This is a genomic window from Devosia sp. P1_H9, from assembly GCF_056405135.1.
Genome location: NZ_JBFUCQ010000003.1, coordinates 437,665 through 458,231, shown reverse-complemented (window position 1 = coordinate 458,231; position 20,567 = coordinate 437,665). Strand labels below are relative to the sequence as shown.

Annotated in this window: 19 protein-coding genes; 12 read left to right on the top strand and 7 right to left on the bottom strand. The window is 66.2% G+C overall.

The genetic code is table 11. The features are described 5' to 3' along the window. Positions 1-42: 42 nt before the first annotated feature. From AC1DYL_RS08355 to AC1DYL_RS08345, 3 genes are all read left to right on the top strand, one after another. The gene (locus AC1DYL_RS08355) at positions 43-915 is read left to right on the top strand and encodes an NAD-dependent epimerase/dehydratase family protein (RefSeq protein WP_477172776.1); all 873 of its coding nucleotides are present in this window, start codon (positions 43-45) and stop codon (positions 913-915) included. An 84-nt stretch (positions 916-999) separates the two neighbouring features. Then, positions 1,000-2,298 carry a PQQ-dependent sugar dehydrogenase gene (locus AC1DYL_RS08350; protein WP_477172775.1) on the top strand — a complete coding sequence of 433 codons (1,299 nt, stop codon included), beginning with the start codon at positions 1,000-1,002 and terminating at the stop codon, positions 2,296-2,298. A gap of 113 nt (positions 2,299-2,411) precedes the next feature. Continuing rightward, positions 2,412-3,107: an outer membrane protein gene (locus tag AC1DYL_RS08345; protein WP_477172774.1), complete on the top strand. Its 696-nt coding sequence runs from the start codon at positions 2,412-2,414 to the stop codon at positions 3,105-3,107. Here AC1DYL_RS08345 and AC1DYL_RS08340 read toward each other — a convergent pair whose 3' ends face one another. Continuing rightward, a complete protein-coding gene (locus tag AC1DYL_RS08340) occupies positions 3,108-4,322 on the bottom strand; it encodes an enolase C-terminal domain-like protein (RefSeq protein ID WP_477172773.1) in 1,215 nt (404 codons plus the stop codon). A 222-nt stretch (positions 4,323-4,544) separates the two neighbouring features. Here AC1DYL_RS08340 and AC1DYL_RS08335 point away from each other — a divergent pair, with 222 nt between their 5' ends. Then, the gene (locus AC1DYL_RS08335; protein ID WP_477172772.1) at positions 4,545-5,750 is read left to right on the top strand and encodes a mandelate racemase/muconate lactonizing enzyme family protein; all 1,206 of its coding nucleotides are present in this window, start codon (positions 4,545-4,547) and stop codon (positions 5,748-5,750) included. An 84-nt stretch (positions 5,751-5,834) separates the two neighbouring features. Next, complete coding sequence (locus AC1DYL_RS08330) at positions 5,835-6,623, top strand: orotidine 5'-phosphate decarboxylase / HUMPS family protein (protein WP_477172771.1); 789 nt, start codon at positions 5,835-5,837, stop codon at positions 6,621-6,623. Positions 6,624-6,634: 11 nt separating this feature from the next. On the opposite strand, the gene AC1DYL_RS08325 is transcribed toward AC1DYL_RS08330, so the two are convergent. The 4 genes from AC1DYL_RS08325 to AC1DYL_RS08310 all read right to left on the bottom strand — a co-directional run bounded on the left by AC1DYL_RS08325 (position 6,635) and on the right by AC1DYL_RS08310 (position 12,630). Beyond that, positions 6,635-9,781, bottom strand: coding sequence for a choice-of-anchor D domain-containing protein (locus AC1DYL_RS08325; protein WP_477172770.1), 3,147 nt, complete (start codon positions 9,779-9,781; stop codon positions 6,635-6,637). An 851-nt stretch (positions 9,782-10,632) separates the two neighbouring features. Then, positions 10,633-11,205, bottom strand: coding sequence for a hypothetical protein (locus tag AC1DYL_RS08320; protein ID WP_477172769.1), 573 nt, complete (start codon positions 11,203-11,205; stop codon positions 10,633-10,635). A gap of 156 nt (positions 11,206-11,361) precedes the next feature. Continuing rightward, complete coding sequence (locus AC1DYL_RS08315) at positions 11,362-11,994, bottom strand: FMN-binding negative transcriptional regulator (RefSeq protein WP_477172768.1); 633 nt, start codon at positions 11,992-11,994, stop codon at positions 11,362-11,364. Positions 11,995-12,021: 27 nt separating this feature from the next. Continuing rightward, positions 12,022-12,630 (bottom strand): LysE/ArgO family amino acid transporter, encoded by a 609-nt coding sequence (locus AC1DYL_RS08310; protein ID WP_477172767.1) that lies wholly within the window; start codon positions 12,628-12,630, stop codon positions 12,022-12,024. A gap of 92 nt (positions 12,631-12,722) precedes the next feature. On the opposite strand from AC1DYL_RS08310, the gene AC1DYL_RS08305 reads away from it, so the two are divergent. Beyond that, positions 12,723-13,631: a LysR family transcriptional regulator ArgP gene (locus AC1DYL_RS08305; RefSeq protein ID WP_477172766.1), complete on the top strand. Its 909-nt coding sequence runs from the start codon at positions 12,723-12,725 to the stop codon at positions 13,629-13,631. 389 nt (positions 13,632-14,020) lie between these two features. On the opposite strand, the gene AC1DYL_RS08300 is transcribed toward AC1DYL_RS08305, so the two are convergent. Then, on the bottom strand, positions 14,021-14,524 hold the full coding sequence (locus AC1DYL_RS08300; RefSeq protein WP_477172765.1) for a Crp/Fnr family transcriptional regulator: 504 nt from the start codon (positions 14,522-14,524) through the stop codon (positions 14,021-14,023). A gap of 139 nt (positions 14,525-14,663) precedes the next feature. Here AC1DYL_RS08300 and AC1DYL_RS08295 point away from each other — a divergent pair, with 139 nt between their 5' ends. Further along, the gene (locus tag AC1DYL_RS08295; RefSeq protein WP_477172764.1) at positions 14,664-15,017 is read left to right on the top strand and encodes a hypothetical protein; all 354 of its coding nucleotides are present in this window, start codon (positions 14,664-14,666) and stop codon (positions 15,015-15,017) included. Positions 15,018-15,154: 137 nt separating this feature from the next. On the opposite strand, the gene lepA is transcribed toward AC1DYL_RS08295, so the two are convergent. Beyond that, positions 15,155-16,960, bottom strand: a complete 1,806-nt coding sequence (gene lepA / locus AC1DYL_RS08290; protein WP_477151450.1) for a translation elongation factor 4 — start codon at positions 16,958-16,960, stop codon at positions 15,155-15,157. A 148-nt stretch (positions 16,961-17,108) separates the two neighbouring features. Between lepA and AC1DYL_RS08285 the strand changes: the two genes are divergently transcribed. The 5 genes from AC1DYL_RS08285 (at position 17,109) to AC1DYL_RS08265 (ending at position 20,345) form a co-directional block, all read left to right on the top strand. Further along, positions 17,109-17,582: a hypothetical protein gene (locus AC1DYL_RS08285; protein ID WP_477172763.1), complete on the top strand. Its 474-nt coding sequence runs from the start codon at positions 17,109-17,111 to the stop codon at positions 17,580-17,582. Positions 17,583-17,670: 88 nt separating this feature from the next. After that, entirely contained in the window at positions 17,671-18,138 is a 468-nt protein-coding gene (locus AC1DYL_RS08280; RefSeq protein WP_477172762.1) for a DUF1579 domain-containing protein, read from the top strand. Positions 18,139-18,286: 148 nt separating this feature from the next. Then, positions 18,287-18,922 carry a DUF4389 domain-containing protein gene (locus AC1DYL_RS08275; RefSeq protein ID WP_477172761.1) on the top strand — a complete coding sequence of 212 codons (636 nt, stop codon included), beginning with the start codon at positions 18,287-18,289 and terminating at the stop codon, positions 18,920-18,922. Positions 18,923-19,009: 87 nt separating this feature from the next. Continuing rightward, the gene (locus tag AC1DYL_RS08270) at positions 19,010-19,486 is read left to right on the top strand and encodes a DUF1203 domain-containing protein (RefSeq protein ID WP_477156968.1); all 477 of its coding nucleotides are present in this window, start codon (positions 19,010-19,012) and stop codon (positions 19,484-19,486) included. Between the two features lie 25 nt (positions 19,487-19,511). After that, entirely contained in the window at positions 19,512-20,345 is an 834-nt protein-coding gene (locus tag AC1DYL_RS08265) for an extensin-like domain-containing protein (RefSeq protein ID WP_477151455.1), read from the top strand. Positions 20,346-20,567: the final 222 nt, after the last annotated feature.

The window sequence follows — 20,567 nt, the reverse complement described above, 5'->3', positions numbered from 1 at the left end:
CATCGAGAGAACGGGGGCAGCCCCGTCCGAGGAGGAACGACTATGCGGGTAGTGATTACCGGGGGCGCGGGAAACCTGGGCAGTAAGCTCAGGGAGCACCTGGAAACAGCGGACTGGGTGGAGGAAATCGTCGCCATCGACGTGAAGCCCTTCACTGCGGGCAAGAAGACCAGGGTGGTAGTCGCCGACCTTGCCGACCCGTACGACGGACGCTGGCGCAAGGAGGCGCAGGCCGCCGACGGCATCGTCCACTACGCCTCGGCTAACCCGGCGCCCACTTCCAACTGGGCCGAGTCGGCGGCCTCGTTCGACATGACGGCGAACCTGCTCGAGCAGGCCGGCGGTGGCACCAAGCCCTGCCGCTTCATCTTCGCGTCCTCCAACCACGCCATGGGCGGCTACAAGGACGCGCCGCTACCGGCCGACGGCAAGCTCAGGATGTCGACACCGCAGATCAGCGGCACGCGCTACCACGATAGCGAAGGCTACAAATGGGGCTCCGCCTACGGTGCCACCAAGGTGCTGGGCGAGCGCGTCTGCGCTGCCCGCGCCGCGGCGACCGAGGGCCGCATCACCGCGGTTTCGACCCGCATCGGCTGGTGCCAGCGCGGCGAGAACCTCGCGCGGACCCTGGCTGGCAGCGGCGGTGGCGATCGCGGCGAAACCGATGAAGTGATGATCAAGCGCAACGCGCTGTGGTACCGCAACATGTGGCTTTCCAACGGCGATCACCTCCGACTGATGGACGCGGCCCTCAGGGCCGATGCGAGCAAGTGGCCGGGTCCGGCAATCGTGGTTTCCGGCATGTCGAACAATACCGGCATGGCCTGGGAACTCGAGGAAGCCCGGGAGTGGATCGGCTATGAGCCGCAGGATGATGTGTGGGCCGACCTCAAGGCAGCCGGCATCGAGTAACGCCGAGTTGCGCCAAGTGCCGCAGACAAGTATGCGGCAGCAATGGGCGGCGCGCTCAACGCGCCGCGATATGCAGAGGACAGCATGAGTTTCGCCGATATCTACGCCCGCGTGGTTGCCTGGATCGGAGCCGGCGCGATTCTGGCGCGCAGCTTCAACGAGCCCAAGCGCAATCCAATCTACGGCAACGCCCCGGACATCCCCGAGGCGCGGCCGCAGTCCATCCCGACGCTGAAGATGCCGACGGCCCGCGGCTGGGCCGGCGACCACAAGCCGACCGCCGCAGCCGGGCTTAAGGTCAATGCCTTCGCCAAGGGCCTGAAGCACCCGCGCTGGATGCACGTGCTGCCCAATGGCGATGTGCTGGTGGCCGAGGCGCTGAGCACCCCGGGGGGCATCAAGACCCCGTTCGACTACGCGATCTTCACCACCATGCGCCGCGCCGCGGCGGTTGGTGAGAGCCCCAATCGGATCACGCTGCTGCGCGACGCCGATGGTGATGGCGTCGCCGAAGTGCGGCACACCCTGCTCGAGGGCCTCAACCAGCCCTTCGGCATGCAACTGATCGGCGAGACGCTCTATGTGGGGAACACCGACGGTGTCTATGCCTACCCCTTCAAGGTCGGCGACACCCGGATCACCGCGGCGGGCAAGAAGCTGATGGACACCAAGCCGGGCGGCCACTGGACCCGCAGCCTGCTCCCCAGCGCCGATCAGACCAAGCTCTATGTCGGTGTCGGATCGCAGAGCAATATCGGCGAAGCCGGCATGGCGGTCGAGGACGGCCGCGCCTGCATCTACGAGCTCGACCTCACGACGGGCAAGAGCCGCATCTTCGCCGGCGGCCTTCGCAACCCGGTTGGCCTCGCGTTCGAGCCAACTACGGGCGAACTCTTCACCGTGGTCAACGAGCGCGACGGTATCGGCGACGAGACGCCGCCCGACTACCTGACCTCGGTCAAGGACGGCGGCTTCTACGGCTGGCCGTATTCGTACTGGGGCAAGATCGTCGACGATCGCGTGCCGCAGGATCCGGCCAAGGTCGCCTCCGCCATCGCCCCCGACTTCGCACTCGGCGGCCACACCGCCTCGCTCGGGCTCTGCTGGCTGCCCGAGGGGACGCTCCCCGGCTTCGGTAACGGCATGGCCATCGGCCAGCACGGCTCGTGGAACCGCTCGACGCTCTCGGGCTACAAGCTTGCCTTCGTGCCCTTTGCCAACGGCAAGCCGACCGGCACGCCGCGCGAAATCCTCACCGGCTTCCTGTCGCCCGACGAGAAGGAGTCGTATGGCCGCCCCGTTGGCGTCGTCATCGGCCCGGACGGGGCAGTGCTGATGGCAGACGACGTGGGTGACGTGATCTGGCGCGTCAGCGCCGCTTGATCGATTGGCCGGCGTGGTTACCATGCCGGCCGTTATCTCGCCGCCCTCGATGACGGCGGCATCACGCTCCCCGTCCTAAGGTCGCGACCGCGGAACTTATGGGGGGCCACACCATGCGAATTTCTGCGCTCATGCTCCTGGCCGTTGCGGGCCTCGGGAGCGGCACAGCTGCAGCTGCCGACATGATTGTCGACGATCCTGATGCCATCGCGGCAGCTGCCGGCTACGACTGGTCGGGAGCTTATGCCGGCATGTTCGTCGGCGCGGGCAGCGGGGACGTCACGCTGACCGAGCCGGGCGGTTTGGTCGATCCGCTGGACCTCGCGGCGAGCGGCTGGCTGGCCGGTATTCGGGCGGGCGTCAACGCCGAGGCCGGGGTGCTGGTGCTGGGCGCCGAGGCCGATCTCGCGAAAACCTGGATCGGCGGCAGCGGCAGCGCCACCGATGGGCTGAATAGCCTCGACTACAGCTACGACCTCGACTGGCTCGGCACGGTGACCGGCCGGGTCGGCTACGCCGCCGACACGTTGCTGCTCTACGCCAAGGGCGGCCTAGCCGCGGGCGGGGTGCGCTCGACGCTTACCCCCACTGCACCACTGCCGCCCGCGCCACCGATGTCGGCCGATGCGATCGCGACCGGCTGGACGGTGGGACTCGGGACCGAATTCGCCTTCAGCGAAAACGCCACCGCCGGCATCGAGTACGATTTCGTCTCGCTCGGCAGCCAGTTCGACTATGCGCCCGCCAGTTCTGCCGATGCCCAGCAGGACCTTCATATCGTCAAGCTTGGCGTGAACTACGGCTTCTGATCAGGGACGGACGATCTGGCCGTCGCGGCGGCGGTCTTCAGCCATGTAGTAGGACTTGGCCGCCTTGTCGGGATCGAGCAGCGCCTGGGCTTTCTTGACGTCGATGTCGATGCCGAGGCCCGGCTGCTCGTTGCCGTAGAGGTAGCCCCCTTCGAGCAAGGCGTGCCCCGGGAACAAGTCGTATTCCTCGGGCTTGAAGTGGTTCTCTTCCTGGATGCCGAAGGCCGTGCTGGCGAGATCGACATGCATCGCCGCCATCTGGTTGACCGGGTCGTTGTCGCCGCCCTCCTGCCAGGCGGTTTGAACGCCGAACCATTCGCACAGTGTGGCGATCTTCCGCGCATTGGTGATGCCACCGCCCTTCGAGATGCGTACGCGCACGAAGTCGATCAGCCGCTCGGTGATCAGGGGCAGGTACTCATGCGGATTGATGAACAGCTCGCCCATCGCCTGCGGCGTGGCGCATTGCTGGCGTACCAGCCGGTACCACTGCACCTGCTCGGGCGAGAGCAGGTCCTCGAGGAAGTAGAGCCGGTAGGGCTCGAGTAGCTTGGCCAGTTGCACGGCGTTGTGCGGCGCGAGGTGCTCGTGCACGTCGTGGGTGAACTTCGGACCCCAGCCGAGCTTGTTGCGCAGGTGGGCGAACATCTCGGGGATCGCCTGGAGATAGGCGTCGTCGTCGAAGGCCTTGTCCTGCGGCCAATGGTTCTTGGGCCCACGGGCATCGGCGCGATCGACGAAGCCGCCGCCGCCATAATTGCCGAGCTGGCAGCGGATGACGGTGTAACCCTCTTCCCAGTAGCGGCGGACGTCGTCCTCGAGTTCGGTGATGGAGTTGCCTTGGGCGTGGGCATAGGCGGCGACGGCGCTGCGCGTCTTGCCACCGAGCAGCTGGTAGACCGGCATGCCGGCTTCCTTGCCCTTGATGTCCCACAGGGCCACGTCGATACCGGACTGCACGGTGTTGCCGATGGCGTCATTGCGCCAGTAGCTCTGGGTATAGATCGACTGCCAGATGTCCTCGATGCGGCTGACATCGCGCCCGATCAGCAACGGGGTGACTGTTTCGATCGCGGTCTGCACCACCTTGCACCGATAGTGGTCGCTGGCCGAGCCGATGCCGTAGAGGCCAGGCTGGTCGGTCAGGACCTTGACGAACAGCCAGGTGCCATCGGCCCGGGTGCGTATCGTCTCGATGCCGGTGATCTTGGTCATATGGGTCCCCCAGTATTTCCGAGCACGATCCAGTCGGCGGAATCGTAATCCCGCCGCATAGCCGCCCGCCGCCCTCTCGGCGATCCCTCGAATCCCTACCGTCGCATCGTGGCGCCGGCATGCACACCCCGACCTTTTGACGAATTTCACGCCTTCAATCGGGCAGACGAATGCGGCTATAGCTGCCAACTGGTATGGCAGGATTTTGAGGAGGATCCCCGATTGAAGATTACTGACCTTAAGTGCGCGATCATTGCCTCTAGCCCGGTGCTCCGCATCACCACGGACGAGGGCATTACCGGTTGGAGCCAGATCGAGACGCCCAAGCCTTACGTGCAGCCGCAGGTGCTGCAACTGAAGGACTGGATCGTCGGCCAGGACCCGCGCGACGTGGAGCGCGTGATGCGCCGCATCCGCGTGCGCGGCGGTTTCAAGCCATTCGGCTCGGCGGTCAGCGCCATCGAACATGCCTTGTGGGATATCGCGGGCAAGGCGGCGAACTCGCCGGTCCATCGCCTCCTCGGCGGCAAGGTGCGCGACCAGGTCCGCACCTATCGCACGCTCTACCAGGCGGAAGTGCCCGGTGGCGCCGAGCACACGCCGGCGGGCTACAAGCGCTGGGCCGAGTACGGCAAGTCGCTGCAGGGCGAGTGGAACCTGTTCAAGCTGCCGACCGCGTTTCACTCGTCGATGGTCCGCGACTTCCCGAACTATTTCTACGGCGACGTGCAGCACGACGCGCCGTTCCCCTATCCCCATAAGGGCGTGATGACCAAGGAGGGCATGGACCACCTGGTTGCCTGCATCACCTCCGCCCGTGAGACGCTGGGCGCGGGGTACAACACCGCGGTCGACGCTGGCCCCGGCTTCATGCCGCTCGATGCGCTGCGCTTTGCCAAGGCCGTGGAGCACCTGCACCTGATGTGGGTCGAGGACAGCGTCACCGGCGACTACTCGCCCTACGTCAACCCCGACGTCTATCGCGACGTGACCCACCACACGACCACGCCGATCCATACCGGCGAGCAGATTTACCTCCGCCAGCACTACAAGCAGCTGATCGAAAGCCACGCGGTCAACGTCATCGGGCCCGATCCCTGCGACGTCGGCGGCATGGCCGAGCTCAAGTGGGTGGCCGAGCATGCGGACCTGCACGGCATCGCCGTGGCGCCGCACGGCACCGCCAACGGCATTCTCGGCCTCGCGGCGCTGGTCCAGATGTCGGCGACGCTGCCGGACAACTTCATAGCCTTCGAGTACCCGGCGCGCTTCGAGCCGTTCTGGTACGACATCACCGAGGGCTTCGACGGCTTCCCGGTAAAGGGCGGCATGATCGACGTGCCGGATCGCCCGGGCCTGGGCGTCAATTTGATCCCCAAGGAAGCCAAGAAGTACCTGACCGAGGGCGACGCCGACTTCTTCGACTGAGCGACAACGATCGTGATCGGGTCCGGCGGGATGCTGCCGGGTCTCTTCTGCCTGCGGGGAGCAGGTCATTGGGGGAGTTCTGCCATGACGTCGACCAACCATGCCGCGTCGCAGCGCGTGCTCGACCAGTTGCGCCGCGAGTTCACCTTCCAAATCTCGGTGGATGTCGACAACGTTCCACAGGGTCTGACCGTGGCTGGAGCGGCTCTCTCGGCCGGGATAACGCTGGTGGAGATGGGCACGCCGCTGCTCAAATGCGCCGGCGTCTACAATGTGGTGCCGGCGTTCCGGCAGGCATTTCCGGATGCCCTGCTGCTGGCGGACATGAAGACCATGGATGGAGGCGCCTTCGAGGCCCGCGCGGTGTATCGGGGTGGCGGCAATATCATCGATTTCCTGGCGCTGGCCGGGGAGGCCAGTGCCCGCGGCATCTGCGCCGTGCGCGACGAGTTCCGCGCGGCCGACCCGGCGCTGCCGCGGCTGGCTTTTGCCGATATTCTCTTGCCGCAGCAGGGGCCGGCCAACGTTGCGGTCGACGTGGCCCGCCGCATGGTCGATGCCGGTGTAGACGGGGTAGGGCTTCACCTGCAGCTCGATGCCCGCCGTGCCGATCCGGCGCTGTTCGCCTCGGACTACCTGTCGGAGGTGGCGATCGCCGTGCACCGGGCGGTGGGTAGTGACGTGTCGGTGCAGGTCGTCGGCGGGCTCAGCATTGCCAGGGCAGTGGGGCTGGCGGGCGAGGGGTTACGGGCCTTCGTGATCAGCGGCAACATGGGCGTCGACGATGCCGAGGGGTGCTACGGGCTGCCGGCGGCCGAGATGGAAGCGCTCATTGCCGATTTCATGCGGCAGGTACGGGCAGCGCAGGGCTGACCGTGCCCGAGCTACGAACGCGGGCGTGGAAGAGGGATCGGCGGAGCCGTCGCGGCCGAGCCGAACGACACGTTGCTGATGGCGTGACGACTGGTGCGGCCACCCGTCGACGCGGTGAAGCCGACCAGCGCGCTCGGCGGCAAGGCGATGACGGCTTCGAGATACTGGATGCCGTCGATCGACACGGCCAGCCGTCCGTCGGCGCTGGTGATGACGACGTGCCGCGTGCTGTTGAGCAGCGCAGGGATCGTCGAGTTCATCGCGTCGAGCACGATAGCCCCTCCCTCGAGGTGTGCGATCCCGACGAAGTTGTCTGCCGGGTCGTTCTCGTTCCGGTGCGTGTCGAACACAACCGCGACGCCGCCAAGCGGGGCCCACCCGAGCCCTTGGCCGGGGTTGCCGACCTCCGAAGGGTTGGCGGTGCCGGGGATGATGGCGAAGGTCGCGCCGTCGGCACCTTCTCCCTGGTCGATCGTCAGGTCGAACGTGACCGTCAGTGCCGACGGATCGACCGCCGTCGGCCAGAATGATGCCCCCGCGACCTGCGGCGTAGTCGGCGTCAGGACGAGCTGATCGCCCTCGATCGTTGCGCTGCCGCTCAGTGTCCACGCGCCCCCGATCGGGGACGGGATGCCGGTGCTCGGTGTTCCGGTGCCGGTGAAGGCGACGCGCGTTGCGGTCGATGCGCCGTCGCCGTTGAGCTCCCACGTGCCCGAGAAGCTACCGGCGGCGGCGGGCGCGAAGCGAACGCGCTGTGTGACCGAGGCGCCAGCCGCGATGCGGCTGCCTTCGGCCAGCGACGTCAGTGCGGTGAACGCGCCAGTCGGCGGCTTCGACCTGGTGATCGTGAGGTCGGTACCGCCAGTGTTGCTGACGGTGAACGATTGCTCGGCCCAGCCGCCGACGGGGGTATCGGGAGGCGTGATCGTGGTCGACGACACGGCGAGCTCGGCGGGGGAGCCGGCCGACCCGGTGAGGTCGACGGCAATCGTGTCGCCGCTGCTTTCTACGACGAGCTGATCGGCGAACAGTCCGTTCGCCGTTGGCGAGAAGCCGAGCGTCACCAGAACCTCCCCGCCGCTCGGAATCTCGGTACCGGGTTGCGGCAGGCCGCTCGCGTCGAACGGCGCGCCCGGCGGGGCCAGCGACGTGAGCTGCAGGGGTTGGGCGCCGGCGTTGGCCAGCATCACCGAGGCGGTGCGCGTCGCGCCTGTTGCGATGCCGCCGAAGCTGATCGCGGTCGGGTTGATCGTCAGCAGCGGGCTCGGCGACTGCCCGGCGCCGGACAGGGCGATGGTGGCGATACCTTGCGGCGTGTCGAGCGTGAGCGTTCCGGAGGCGTTGCCGACTGCGGCGGGCGTGAACGTGACCGGCAGCGTGAGCGTATCTCCCGGAGTCAGCGCGGTGCTGTAGGCGGGCGCCGGCGGGCCCGATGTGAACCCGGCTCCATCCATCGTTGCGTTCTCGATTGTCGTGGCTTGCCGTGCGGTGAAGGTCGCGTCCAGTGTCGCCGACTGGCCGACCGTCGTTGCCGGGAAGGTGAGCGGCGCGGCAGTGAGCACGGCGTTCACCGGACGGCCGAATGCGAGCACATGCCCGTCATAGGTTCCGACAAAGAGCTTGTTGTCCGACACTGCCGGCACGGAGAACTTTGTCGATCTGCCGATCGGGAAGCTCCGCCGCAGCTGCATCACCCCGTCGACGGGAACCGGGTCGTAGGCCCTGAGCTGCGCATCGTCAGTGATGTTCGGACGCCAGATGGTCCAGACCACCGCCGATCCCGACGCGTCGCCGTCGGACGTGACGACCGCGGAACCCGAGCCGAAGCCGAACCCGTCGCTCGAGCTTCCGACGAGGCTCAGAGTGGGCTTGCCGGCGCCATCGAGGCCGTACTTGTAGGCGTGCAGGAACCCGCTGCTGCCCGAGCCTGTCGGACCAGGCGATGCCGTCGGGACATAGACGTAGCCGCCGTTGCCGCCCCACGGCGTCGGCTTGCCCCACACGCCGCCGTCGGGGCCGATCCGGTTGATGACCGCATCGCCTTCGGCGGAGCCCTGCTTGTAGCCGCCCAGGTTGCTGGCATCCATCAGGTAGAGGTAGCCCTCCTTGCCCACTTCGAGCAGGAGGCTCGGTGCGTCCGGCGTGCCGAAGTAGGCGGGCGGCAGCACGATGGGCGCGCCGGAGCCGAGGTCGCCATCGAAGGTGTTGAGGTACCCGGCGTCGTAGGGGATGAAGAAGTCGGCGACCGCTAGCGATCCGTCCGGTTTCACGTTCACCCGGACGACCGCCTGGCCGTATCCGGTCGCGGGCGGTTGCGCGCTGGTCGTGGGCGCCGTGAGCGTGGTGCCGTTGCCGGTGGCGAACACGATCGAGCCGGGCTTGTCGCTGACCAGCCCGCCGCCCGACTGCCAGATGCCCGCGCCTTCGCCGCCAGCCTCATGGGCGACGGCCGACCACAGCGTCGGCACCGCGCCCAGCGTGGAGATGCCCACCACCCAGCCCTGGAATGGCGGCGCGTCGCAGTAGCCGGCGAACGCGGCGTAGACTACGCCGTCCATCAGCAGCAGGCCGGCGCGCTGGCCCTGGGTCGTCGGGTTGAACTGCGTGCCCGGCGCATTGGCAGCGGTGCCTACGATCGCCACCGGAAAGCCGTCACGCTCCGCTCCGGTAGCCACGTCGATGGCGTGTGCGTACCACGCGGCCGGACCACTCGTGCCGCTGGCGTAGGTCTTGGCGAGGAAGTAGGCGGTGTTGGTGGCGGGATCGATCACCGGGGTGCCAGTGATGCCCACGTCCGGGACCAGGTCCGGGCAGCCGATGTCGATCGCCTTCCAGGGGGCGTGGAGCTTGCGGGTCCACTTCTGCGAGCCGTCCCGCACGTCGAGCCCGTAGATGTCGTTCGTTTCGGTGGCGATCAGCACCGTGCCATGGCTGACGAGCGGTTGGGCGTAGACCTGGCCGGTGACTTCGGCCGACCAGAGCTGGCCGAAATCGGCCGCCGATACCGCAGTCGGACCGAGCCCGGGCTGGTCGGCGTACCAGCCGGTGCGCAGCAGGTCGCCGCCATAGGTGAGCGCATCGGCGCTCGCGGGCATTGGCGCTGTGGCCATGACGCCCAGCGCCAGCAGCGCCGCCATCGTTGCGCGGAACGTCCGCATCACGGACCCGCTTCCTCTCGCTCAGTCGAGGCCCAGAGTACCGGACGGAAGCGAGGCGGTCACTCCCCTGGCAGTGGGGCAGCGCAAGGGCGCGCCGGGGCGTGCCGAAGCGTCCGGCAGCCCACGGGGCTCCGGAAGATGCTGGGCGGGAACTGGCCGGCGAGGCATTGCCTCGAGCGGGTAGTCCGCAGTGAGTGGCGAAGCGCTGCCTCGCCGGCCGATCGGGATCTTTGGGCCTATGGCACGAGGGCTGGGGCGCATCCCCTGCCGCATCGCGAGAGCGATGGAGCGCCGGAGGGCGGCCGGAATGCCAGCACCGCCCCGCCCTTTGCCCCGGCCACCTTATGCCTGGCGGCCTTCACCCCGTGCAGCGCATGCATCTGCGCCACTTCGCGTTGCTAGCGGCTTGGCCGGCGAACCGGCCCAGGCCGTCATGCTTTCCGCCTGGTGGAGAACGACTCCCCCACCACCCGACCCCTCCCCACGGACCGTTCGTCGCGACCCCGTCCCCGTGTGGAGAGATGCGGAGAGGGTAAGGGGCGTGGAAGACGCGGGGAGAGGATTTTTCAGATTTCGGCTAAGTGGCTGAAATGACTGAGTTTTTGATGTCATCCCGGCGGAGGCCGGGATCCATCCTGAGATGTGTCGGATCCTGCGCTCGAGCTTGGGCACCTCGGGATGGGCCCCGGCCTGCGCCGGGGTGACATCGTTGGGGTGGCGCCCGAAGGTGCCACAAGCACGATGCGGCACCCTCCCCCTTGCGGGGAGGGATAGGGTGGGGGTGAGGCGCCCCGATTTTGGGGCGTGCCCTCACGGCCACCGGCTTTGAGCGGCTCAGCGCCAAAGCGCCGTCAGTTCACGGTCGCCATCTTCTCGAGTGGCTTGCGTGGCGGCCTGCCGGCGCGGCCGTCGCGGTAGCCGACCAGGTAGGTCTGGTTCTCGCGATGGATGAGCCGGCGGACGACGGCGGCGTGCCGCTCCTTGGTGAACTCCCGCTCCTCCTCGTCCCATATGGTCGCGCCCTTGGGCGGCGTCAGCGGCAAAAGGCGAGCGACGGGCTGGCGCTTGCCATCGGGCAGCGTCCAGCAGATCGCCTGATGCCGGGCGCTCAACTGCGCATGCTCGCCCTCGAACGCCTCGAGCCCGGCCACCGCCTGCCCGAGCGCCACGGCGAGGCTCGCATGATCGAGCGCCACGGCGGCGGCGCCGCGCGGCACCGCGATTCCCCGCCCGTGCTTGCCGAGCAGCAGCCCCGCCTCCTGGCAAAGCTCCCGCGCCAGCTTCACGCTCTCGATCGGCACCGGCTGCATCGGCCGCTGCGCCGCCACGCGCTCGACGTGCTTCAACAGGCTCGCAAGGCGCGGGTAGAGCCGTTCATGGGCGACAATGATCTCGGGGGTGAGGGTGGAGGTGGGTTTCGGCATGCCGTGTCCTTTCGCGCATGGGTTTGCGAGGAGGATACGAGGCGTGGAGGGGGGCGGGGATAAGGTCTGCTATTGGCCCACAGCGGACGTTCGACACATTTCGTCCTCCAGGAACGAAGTTGCTGGCAGATAGTCCAGGGGGTGCCGCCGCGGCGACTACCGTCGGTTCGTCGGAATCAGCGGTGCAACCGCTCTATCGGTCGCCTTGTCGCTCGCGGCGAGACCCCTTGCTGCGCCCATGCGATCCTCGGCGCTTTCGTCCTGACCCATCTTACGCTTGCCCTCCAGGCGTGTGATGGTCAGCTTCACGCCGACGATGCCCTTGAGCTGTGAGCGGATGTACGCTTCCGGGGCGTCTGCAACACTCCAAGGCTCTGCGCGTCCGCTCTCGTGTAACGAAGTCAGCCGCGAAACTACGTCGCGGACGCGGCCTTCCTCGTCGAAGAACTCAACCGGGCCGTAAGCGTGGACGGCCACATAGTTCCACGTCGGCACCACCTTGCCCGTCTCCTCCTTCGTCGAATACCAGGAGGGCGTCACGTAGGCGTCGGGACCTGAGAACATTGCAAGCCCATCGCCCATAGGGGCGAGCCTCCACTGCCGATTTGCCTTGGAGACGTGCCCGAGGAGAACCCCGTGAGGACCTTCTCCCTCGTCAAAGAGCAGCGGGAGCGGCGTGGCCTGAATGCCGTCGGTCGTGGCCGTGACGAGCGTCGCCAGCCCGGCTCCACGGATCACGGCCCGGATGGTACCTGGATCGTTTTCCTTGAATTTCGGCGGCGTGTACATCGCGTTACCTTTCCGAGTCCTGCAACGTCAGTGAACAAAGAGCTTGAGGGCGATCGCCCACATGACCAGAGCTATGACTCCTTCGAGGACGCGCCACGCTTGAGGTTTGGCAAAGAGAGGCCGGAGCCAGATCGCTGCATAGCCAAGCGCGAAAAAGAACAGAAACGAGCCCGAAAGGGCGCCCGTGGCAAACCAGCCCTCGGCGCCCGGAAACTGGGTGGAGATGGTTCCGAGCAAGACGACGGTATCGAGATAGACATGCGGGTTCAGCCAGGTCAGGGCCAGGCAGGTTGCCAGCGTTGCCGAAAGACGCCTCTGCTCGCTGAAGGCGGCTACTGTCAAAGCCTCGCTTGAACGAAGGGCCGAGCGCAGGCTTCTTGCGCCATACCAGACCAGGAAGGCGGCTCCACCGTAGCGCATGACGGGGTCGAGCCACGGCAGCCAGCTGGCCACCTTTCCGAAGCCGGTGACACCCAGCACGATCAAGACCGCGTCGGACAACGCGCAAGTCAGGGAAACCGCGAATACGTGCTCGTTGCGCAGCCCCTGGCGCAGCACGAAGGCGTTCTGCGCTCCGATGGCGACGATCAGGCTCAAGCCCATCGTCATGCCGGCAAGGTAGACCGAGAAATTCACTGGGGACCGCTTCGCTCCATATCCAAGCTTGCGATATGCCCAGAACGGAGATTAGGCTACTTAATCTGGCTAACTGCGATTTAGCACATCTAATGATTGATTATCATGCCGCGCGGGCTGTTGCGATGGTCGTGCAGACGGGGAGCTTCGGCAGGGCTGCCAAGGCCTTGAATGTAACGCCTTCGGCCATTTCACAGCGGGTAAAACTGCTTGAAGAGCGTCTCGGCGTGGTGCTGGTCGAAAGAGGCAGCCCATGCACTGCGACCGAGAAGGGAGCATGGCTTTGTCGACACATGGAGCATGTAGGGATGCTCGAGGGTGAGCTCCTGGAGCAGCTTCCAGGACTCATGGACCCCCTATCCCCCAGCCAGAGAGTGACCCTCAATATCGCGACAAACGCCGACAGCCTCGGAACGTGGTTCCTTAAGGCGATCACCGCGTTCAGCCGGCGAACGGACTATCTGCTGAGCGTCGCGGTCGACGACGAGGGCCATACCGCAGAGTGGCTGCAGCGCGGCCGGGTAGTCGCTGCCGTTACGTCGCTCGGCAAGCCGATCCAGGGGTGTCGCGTAACGCCCCTGGGAGCGCTCCGATATCACGCGACGGCCAGTCCGGACTTCATTGAGCGATACTTTCCAACCGGAGTAACGACGGAAACGATTGGTCAAGCACCAGCGCTGACGTTCAATCAGAAGGACCGGTTGCAAAACGAATGGGTGCAACGGTCCTTTGGTCGACTCGTGACCTATCCCACACATTGGTTGCCTTCGACGCAGAGCTTTGTCGATGCTTGTGTTGGGGGCATGGGGTGGGCGCTGAACCCGTCCGGACTGGTGGGCGATCATTTGGCTTCCGGCCGACTGGTCGAGCTCATCCCAGGCTCGACGCTCGATGTGCAGCTCTTCTGGCAAGTGAGCCGCCTTGCTGCTGATCGGCTCACTGATTTGACGCAGAGTGTTGCGGCCACGGCCAGGCGCGAGCTGCTGAGGCAAGACCGATAGTCGAGCCGACGATGCCAGTCGGCGAGGTTGCGCAGCAGGGCAGAGGGCCAGATTCGACGCAATCCAGGCAACATCGGTACCGCGACACGCGTCAAGCTGCATCCTCCATGCATTCATGTCACATCATCAGGAGCTGGTTCCGGTATTGTCTCACCGGACGATTGGCCGGTCCTACTGGATCGTTGTTCACGAGAGCTTACGGGCGGTGCATCGAGTAGCGATAGTCGCCGGCTACGTGTCTCGCATAGTGGACCGAGACAGGGCAGTTTTTGTTTAGCTGGGTCCATGGCCGGTCTCACAACAACGGCCGCTTGGCGTGGTCCCCTCGGAATCGACCAGTTACCCCACGAATGTCCGCTTCTGGCGCAAAGCAGCCGTATTCACACCCCTTACTCATGATCCCCCCACCGCCGGCCGCCGCGCACTTGCGTCGGCGTCGCCATCATCGCCCCCAATATCCGGCTCATCAGCGCCTGTTCCTGCTTCTTGCCTTTGGCGGCTTGCCGGAGCTCGACCAACAACGCCGACGTGGCGTTGAGCCTGGCGCAGGCGAGGGTGGCGAGGTGGAGGGCGAAATCGGGGTTCTGGCCGAGGATGTCGAGCGCTTCGTCGATGACGCGGACCTGCGTCGTGACTTCCGCCGTGACGGTGGCGCTGTGCGGGATGCCCAAGAGCACCGCCATTTCGCCGATGATGGCGCCGGGCTCGTCGATGGTGGCGAGCGCCACGCCTTCGCGCGACACGGCGAGGCGGCCGGACTCGAGCAGATAGAGCCGGCCCGAATAGCTGCCCTCGCTGGTGAGCTGGGCGCCGGGCGGCAGGGTTTCGAGGGGGAGCGAGACGGCGAGGGCGGCGAGCGTGGTCATCGGGTTCGGATCCGGGGGCGGGGGCATCAGGTTTCGCCGAGGATACGTGAACCGGGGATGAAATCGAGGGGGCCGGGTTTTGTCGCTGGCGCGCCGGCTTTGTGTGCTAGCCTCGACCACTTGCGCGCAATGGGCGCGCTCGTCTGACAGATGATCGGACACTTTCATGCAACTCCCGACTTGGTTGAAACCCGGCCTTATGGGCGCGGGTGTAGGCGCGATTGCCCTCGCGATCGTGGGGTTCAGCTGGGGCGGCTGGGTGACCGGCGGATCGGCCAAGGACATGGCGACCAAGCAGGCGAACACCGCCGTGGCGGCGGCGCTGACGCCCTATTGCGTCGAGCGCGCCGGCGGCATGGACGCGGCCACCGCAACGACGATGACCGAGCTCAAGGCGGCCACCACCTATTCGCGTAAGGGGATTGTCGAGAAGGCCGGCTGGGCGACGCCGATGGGCGCGGAAAAGCCGAACACCGACCTGGCGCAGGCGTGTCAGCTGAAGCTGGCTGAGGCGTTCTAAGTCGCAAGCGCGGTGTCACCCCGGCGAAGGCCGGGGCCCAGCCTGGGGTGGCTCAGCGCGCTGTGGGGGTGGAGATATCTCAGGATGGGTTCCGGCCTTCGCCGGAATGACACCGAGGATAGGATGGGCGTCGAGCGCTACTCGTCGCCCATCTTGAGGGCCTTGATGAAGGCTTCCTGCGGGATTTCGACGCTGCCGAACTGGCGCATCTTCTTCTTGCCCGCCTTCTGCTTCTCGAGCAGTTTTCGTTTACGGGTGGCGTCGCCGCCGTAGCACTTGGCCGTCACGTCCTTGCGCATGGCGCGGACGGTTTCGCGGGCGATGATCTTGCCGCCGATGGCGGCCTGGATCGGGATCACGAACAGATGCGGCGGGATCAGGTCCTTGAGCTTTTCGCACATGATGCGGCCGCGCGTTTCGGCGACGTTGCGGTGGACGAGCATACTGAGCGCGTCGACCGGCTCGGAATTGACGAGGATCGAGAGCTTCACCAGGTCGCCCTCGCGGTAATCGGCGAGGGTGTAGTCGAAGCTGGCATAGCCCTTCGAGATCGACTTCAGCCGGTCGTAGAAATCGAACACCACCTCGTTGAGCGGCAGGTCGTATTCGACCATGGCGCGGTTGCCGACATAGGTCATGTTGCGCTGGATGCCGCGCCGGTCCTGGCAGAGCTTGAGGATCGAGCCGAGATACTCGTCGGGGGTGAGGATGGTGGCCTTGATCCACGGCTCGCTGATGTGATCGATGCGCACCACGTCCGGCAGGTCGGCCGGGTTGTGCAGCATCAGCGTTTCGCCATTGGTGAGGTGCACCTCGTAGACCACCGACGGGGCGGTGGCGATGAGATCGAGGTTGAACTCGCGGCTGAGGCGCTCCTGGATGATTTCGAGGTGCAAGAGGCCGAGGAAGCCGCAGCGGAAGCCGAAGCCGAGCGCGGCGGAGGTTTCCATCTCGTAGCTGAAGCTGGCGTCGTTGAGCCGGAGCTTGCCCATAGCGGCGCGCAGTTCCTCGAAATCCGAGGCGTCGACCGGGAAGAGGCCGCAGAACACCACCGGCTGGGCCGGGCGGAAGCCGGGGAAGGCGGAGGCGGTGGGGCGGCGATCGTCGGTGATGGTGTCGCCGACATTGGTATCGGCCACTTCCTTGATCGAGGCGGTGAAAAAGCCGATCTCCCCGGGGCCGAGTTCGCCGATATCGACGAGCTTGGGGGTGAACACGCCGACGCGGTCGAGCTCATAGGCCGCGTTCGCATTCATCATGCGGATCTTCTGGCCCTTCTTCACCGTGCCGTCGATGACGCGGATCAGCACCACGACGCCGAGATAGGTGTCGTACCAGCTGTCGACCAAGAGCGCCTTCAGCGGCGCGTTGATGTCGCCCTTCGGCGCCGGCAGGCGCTCGACGATGGCGGCGAGCACCTTGTCGATGTTGAGCCCGGATTTGGCGGAAATCTCCACCGCATCCGAGGCATCGATGCCGATGACGTCCTCGATCTGCTGCTTGATGCGCTCGGGCTCGGCGGCGGGCAGGTCGATCTTGTTCAGCACCACCACCAGCTCATGGTTGGCATCCATGGCGTGGTAGACATTGGCGAGGGTCTGTGCCTCGACGCCTTGCGAGGCATCGACGACCAGGAGCGAGCCCTCGACGGCGGCCAGCGAGCGCGACACTTCGTAGGCGAAGTCGACGTGGCCGGGGGTATCGATCAGGTTGAGGACGTAGGTCTCGCCGTCGGTGTGCTTGTAGCTCAGCCGGACGGTCTGCGCCTTGATGGTGATGCCGCGCTCGCGCTCGATATCCATCGAGTCGAGCACCTGCTCCTTCATCTCGCGCAGCTCGAGGCCGCCCGTGAGCTGGATCAGCCGGTCGGCCAGCGTGGACTTGCCATGGTCGATATGGGCGACGATGGAGAAATTGCGAATATGGTCGAGGGGCACGGACATGTCCGGCTGATAGCAGAGCCGCAGGCCCGGGCAAAGATGGTTTATCGGGGGTTAACAGTGCGGGAGGCGCAGGGTTAACGCGGGGGCGTCGCGCTTGCGAGGCGCGCGGCGAGTCGACTACACATCGCCGGTGTTTCAGGGGATGCGTATGCTCAGAGTGTTTTCGACGGCGCTGGTGCTGCTGCTGGCGACGGCTGCCGGTGCCGCGGAGTGGGCCTACGAGGACGGCGGCACCCCGATCGCCTATTTCGACAATGGCGACGCGCAGTTTCAGTTCGCCTGCCGCGGCGGCGACCTGGCGATGGGATTCTGGGTGCGGGCCCCGCATAAGCAGGTGAGCGGGGCGCGTGCGATCAGCCTCGCGATCACCCCCGATCCGCCAGCCGGGGCCACCAGTTTTGCCCAAGACATGCCGCTGATCCACAGCGACGGCAGCTCGGTGATCGTCCGTGGTCCGGTTGCGCGGCAGTGGGCTCGGATCGCGCAGCGCGCCAAGGGCAACATCCGCGTCGCCTATGTGCGGACCGATGCGCAGGGGAAGCACGCATTCTTCGACAGCAACGATTTCGGGGCAGCGGGCTCGTCGGCGGCGATCACCAAGGTGCTCGACAACTGCGGCTGACGGCCAAAGCCTGACATCGGGTGGCGGGAGTCTCGGGTATGACTGTCCCCGCGAGGTCGCCGATCGGGCGGCGGCGGGAGGCTGACGAATGGGTAGCGAGACGCGGCGCGGGTTTGCGTTCAACCATGGCGACTGGGTGGTCACCAACCGGCGGCTGAAGCAGCGGGGCGTCGGGAGCACCGATTGGGACGTCTTCACCTCCTACGAGACAGCGCAGCTGATGCTCGGTGGCATGGTGTCGGTGGACGAGAGCGACTTCCCGACCAAGGGCTTTAAGGGGATGACGCTGCGCATCTACAACCCCGAAAAGGACGAGTGGGCGATCTACTGGATCAACTCGGCCAAGGGCGTGCTGGAGCCGCCGGTGTTCGGCCGCTTCGAGGGTGGTCGCGGCAGCTTTGCCGGCGACGACATGGATGACGGCCGGCCGGTGAAGGTGCTGTTCGACTGGAGCGGCACCGATACCGAGACGCCGCGCTGGAGCCAGGCGTTTTCGTATGATGACGGTGCGACCTGGGAGACCAACTGGATCATGGAGTTCCGGCGCTCGGGCTAGGTCGCAGCCCGCTTAAGACCGGAGATGATGTCACCGTGCTCCGCTTGGGCGTGCTACGATGTCCGTGCGGCGCGGGGGCGCGTCCATTCGCTCCAGACCATGCGGTGGTCCCCGTTGGCGCGGGGCATCATCAGGCGAGGGACGGACAATGGCAGATGGCAGCGACTACGCGGCACGTTTGGAGGTCGATTACCCCGGTCCAATGGACCGGCTGACCACGTTCTTCCGGTTGATCTGGGCGATCCCGATCGCGATCGTCCTCGGCCTCCTCTCCGACAGCGGCGGCTACTACTACTATGACGCGGCCGGCCAGGCGGTGCGATCGGCGGGCGGCGGCATCACTGCCGGCTTGTTCCTTGCCACTGTGCTGATGCTGGTGTTCCGGCAGCGATATCCGCGCTGGTGGTTCGATTTTGCGGTGGAACTGGCGCGCTTCAGCTCGCGGGTCGGCGCCTATCTGTTCCTCCTGACCGACAAGTACCCCTCTACCGTCGATGCCCAGTCCGTTCACCTCGAGGTCGACTATCCCGAGGCGGAACAGCTCAACCGGTGGTTGCCGCTGGTCAAATGGCTGCTGGCCATCCCCCACTACATCGTGCTGGCGGTGCTCGGTGTCGTCGTGCTGCTGGCGACGATCGTGGCGTGGTTCGCGATCCTGTTCACCGGAAACTACCCGCGCGGCATGTTCGACTTCGTCGTCGGCGTCGGCAGGTGGGCAGCGCGGGTCTGGGCCTATGCCTTCCTGCTCGTCACGGATGTCTATCCGCCGTTCAGCCTGCGCTAGTTCGCGGACCTGAGACCGTCAAATCCGGGTCGCGTCGTGGCCCGGGCGCATGGTTCTTTCCGGCCATCAGAGCCGAGGAGAACCACCATGACGCTGTTGTTTTCAGGAATGCCCTCTCACCTCGCTGCCGCCTATCGGGCCGGGGCTCCGGATGCCAATGGGCAGGTGCCGGAGCGGCGGGTTTCGGATGGTGATGGGGTGCCCTGCCGGCATTGCCTCGAAAATGTCGGGGCCGGCGAGGCGTATCTGGTTCTGGGCTATCGGCCGTTTCCGGGGCCGCAGCCCTATGCCGAGGTGGGACCGGTGTTCATCCATGCCGAGGAATGCCCAGCCTACTCGCCGGCCGAGGGGCTGCCTGAGCGCGAGAGGCATGGCAGGAGCGGACGCATCTTGCGCGGCTATGGCAGAGACGACAGGATCGTCTACGGAACCGGTATCGTGGTGGGGAGTGATCGCATTGAGGCTGAGGCGCAGGCGATCCTCGAACGGCCCGATGTCGCCTATGTCCACATGCGCTCGGCCACCAATAACTGCTTCACCCTACGGATCGACCGCGCAACCTGATGCGGGGTCGCCGCGTTCGGGCTTCATGCGGTTCATCCTTGCCATCCTCCTCGCGACCTCGTGCTTTGCCGCCCTGGCCCAAGAAGGGGCCGGCACGGCCGTTCCCCTGCCCAAGCCGCGGCCCGCCGAGTTCTCCGCCAAGCCGGCCGTGAAGTTGCCGCGGCACCGCCCCGCGGCGCCGGCCGACAAGCCGGATCAGCCGGCGAAAGGGCCCGCCGCCGTGGTCGTCGGGCCGCCGATCGACCCCGATATCCATATCACCAAGGCGAACGTGCCTGCGGACCCCGTCGCCCCGCCGCGCGTCTACCAGACCGCCTGTCCGGCGGTGCTGCTCGGCCGGGTCGAGGCCAAGGCGTTGCCGCCGATCTCGGAAGCGCAGTGTGGGATGCAGTCGCCCCTCTCGGTCACGGGGGTGCTGGCGAATGGACGGATGGTGCCGGTGTCGGGCGGCGTCCAGACCGATTGCGGCGTCGCGTCGGCGCTATCGGGCTGGATCGAACAGATCGACAGCTACGCGCTCGCCAAGGAGAATACGCGGATCGCCGAAGTGGTGGTCGGCACGTCGTATATGTGCCGCAACGTCAACAATGGTAGCGGCGGCAACCTCAGTTTCCACGCCCTCGCCGATGCGCTCGATGTCGTCGGCTTCAAGCTGGAGGACGGCCGCTTCGTCACCGTCGAGGGCGGTTGGACCGATGCGCTGTCATCGGAAGGCCGGCTACTGCGCTTCGCCCACGATTCCGCCTGCGCGCACTTCACCACGGTACTCGGGCCGGAGGCCAACGCAGAGCATCACGACCACCTGCATGTGGATCTCGGGTGCCACGGCAAGACCTGCACGGCGCGGATGTGCGAGTGAACCTTCGTCACCCAGGGTGTCATCGCGACGAAGGGCGGGAACCAGCCTGAGACACAGCCCTCCTGACTGAACGGGGAGAGACCTGAGGATAGGCGTAGGCCTTTGCCGGCCCTGGCGCAGATCTGGCGCCTGGCGAGCCCGGAGTTGTTCCTGATGCTGACTGGGATAGAGGGCCTTACGCCGGAGCAATACGCAGACTGGATCGAGTACACGCTGGGGCAA

Bases quoted from the DNA above. Each gene is read 5' to 3' on its own strand.
- AC1DYL_RS08355 (WP_477172776.1), top strand. From the start codon at position 43: ATGCGGGTAGTGATTACCGGGGGCGCGGGAAACCTGGGCAGTAAGCTC.
- AC1DYL_RS08350 (WP_477172775.1), top strand. From the start codon at position 1,000: ATGAGTTTCGCCGATATCTACGCCCGCGTGGTTGCCTGGATCGGAGCC.
- AC1DYL_RS08345 (WP_477172774.1), top strand. From the start codon at position 2,412: ATGCGAATTTCTGCGCTCATGCTCCTGGCCGTTGCGGGCCTCGGGAGC.
- AC1DYL_RS08340 (WP_477172773.1), bottom strand. From the start codon at position 4,322: ATGACCAAGATCACCGGCATCGAGACGATACGCACCCGGGCCGATGGC.
- AC1DYL_RS08330 (WP_477172771.1), top strand. From the start codon at position 5,835: ATGACGTCGACCAACCATGCCGCGTCGCAGCGCGTGCTCGACCAGTTG.
- AC1DYL_RS08325 (WP_477172770.1), bottom strand. From the start codon at position 9,781: ATGCGGACGTTCCGCGCAACGATGGCGGCGCTGCTGGCGCTGGGCGTC.
- AC1DYL_RS08320 (WP_477172769.1), bottom strand. From the start codon at position 11,205: ATGCCGAAACCCACCTCCACCCTCACCCCCGAGATCATTGTCGCCCAT.
- AC1DYL_RS08315 (WP_477172768.1), bottom strand. From the start codon at position 11,994: ATGTACACGCCGCCGAAATTCAAGGAAAACGATCCAGGTACCATCCGG.
- AC1DYL_RS08305 (WP_477172766.1), top strand. From the start codon at position 12,723: ATGATTGATTATCATGCCGCGCGGGCTGTTGCGATGGTCGTGCAGACG.
- AC1DYL_RS08300 (WP_477172765.1), bottom strand. From the start codon at position 14,524: ATGCCCCCGCCCCCGGATCCGAACCCGATGACCACGCTCGCCGCCCTC.
- AC1DYL_RS08295 (WP_477172764.1), top strand. From the start codon at position 14,664: ATGCAACTCCCGACTTGGTTGAAACCCGGCCTTATGGGCGCGGGTGTA.
- lepA (WP_477151450.1), bottom strand. From the start codon at position 16,960: ATGTCCGTGCCCCTCGACCATATTCGCAATTTCTCCATCGTCGCCCAT.
- AC1DYL_RS08285 (WP_477172763.1), top strand. From the start codon at position 17,109: ATGCTCAGAGTGTTTTCGACGGCGCTGGTGCTGCTGCTGGCGACGGCT.
- AC1DYL_RS08280 (WP_477172762.1), top strand. From the start codon at position 17,671: ATGGGTAGCGAGACGCGGCGCGGGTTTGCGTTCAACCATGGCGACTGG.
- AC1DYL_RS08275 (WP_477172761.1), top strand. From the start codon at position 18,287: ATGGCAGATGGCAGCGACTACGCGGCACGTTTGGAGGTCGATTACCCC.
- AC1DYL_RS08270 (WP_477156968.1), top strand. From the start codon at position 19,010: ATGACGCTGTTGTTTTCAGGAATGCCCTCTCACCTCGCTGCCGCCTAT.
- AC1DYL_RS08265 (WP_477151455.1), top strand. From the start codon at position 19,512: ATGCGGTTCATCCTTGCCATCCTCCTCGCGACCTCGTGCTTTGCCGCC.